We start from the raw sequence: 1,040 nt of genomic DNA, 5'->3' as shown, positions 1-1,040 counted from the left end.
TGCTAACAGTCAAACTATTTATTAATTAAATAAACTTAATAAAGTTTGAATCGTACCATTTTCGATCAATATATAAATTCCTAAACCAATAAACACTATAGGAACAATGATTCGTTCATATTTTTCTAATGTTTCGGAAACAAAGGAAATTTTTGCTAATTTATAACTGACATAGCAAAGAACTGCAACAGAGAAAGCAAATACGATTAAAGTAATAACAATTTCTGAAAAGGCTAACGAAGTAAAGTAAGGAATATAAATGCCTAAATTATCGCCACCTGACGCAATGGTTATTAAGGCGACAGTCCAAAATAACCAACTGGTTCCTCTAGATTCTAACTTTTCAACGACTTCCTCTTCTTCTTCCTCCTCTTCACCTATCACAGCGACACGAATACCTAAATAAATTGGAATTAATCCAAGAAGTCCAATGATCCAATCTTGCGGAATAAAATTTAGCACATAAGCAGCAAACAAACTTACGGCTACCAAAATACCTGTTCCAAGATATTGACCCCAAAAAATGTGACGAATACCTTTTTGTGTGTGGCTTTGAGAAAAGATAATGAGCAAGATAAACAAATAATCAATACTGGTAGAAATATAAACAGCGATAGCTGAAAAAATACTTTGTAACAAAATAACTTCCTCCAAACTAAGATTTCATAGATAGATTTTCTGATAACTTAAAAAAAACACGAATAGCGGAAAGGATGTCTTCATTCGCTAAAGAGTAATAAACTACTTTTCCATCTTGACGTGATTTTGCCATTCCATGTTTTTTTAAAAAACGTAAATGGTGTGACGTTGTAGCGACACTAGCAGTAAGTATTTCTGCTAAATCACATACACACATTTCCTTATAGGTTTCTAAAGCATAGAAAATTTTAATTCTAGAAGAATCGCTGAAACATTTCCCTAACACAAGTAAGTTTGAAAAATCTTTTTGATCCAATTTATTTTTTATTACATTTACTTTTTCTTTATGTACGATAGTCACTTGGCAAACTTTTTCCATTCATCTCACCTCACATTCAAAC

The 1,040-nt window shown here is 31.6% G+C and carries 2 protein-coding genes; both read right to left on the bottom strand.

Annotation, left to right across the window (positions count from 1 at the left end; all coding sequences use genetic code 11):
• Positions 1-21: 21 nt before the first annotated feature.
• Positions 22-639, bottom strand: coding sequence for a CadD family cadmium resistance transporter (locus tag BM057_RS11495; RefSeq protein WP_047389834.1), 618 nt, complete (start codon positions 637-639; stop codon positions 22-24).
• A gap of 16 nt (positions 640-655) precedes the next feature.
• Positions 656-1,018 (bottom strand): ArsR/SmtB family transcription factor, encoded by a 363-nt coding sequence (locus BM057_RS11490; RefSeq protein ID WP_002341318.1) that lies wholly within the window; start codon positions 1,016-1,018, stop codon positions 656-658.
• Between the last annotated feature and the right edge of the window lie 22 nt (positions 1,019-1,040).

The sequence above is a fragment of the Pisciglobus halotolerans genome, from assembly GCF_900113675.1.
Classification (GTDB): Bacteria; Bacillota; Bacilli; order Lactobacillales; family Carnobacteriaceae; genus Pisciglobus; species Pisciglobus halotolerans.
This window is presented reverse-complemented; position numbering and strand designations above follow the sequence as displayed.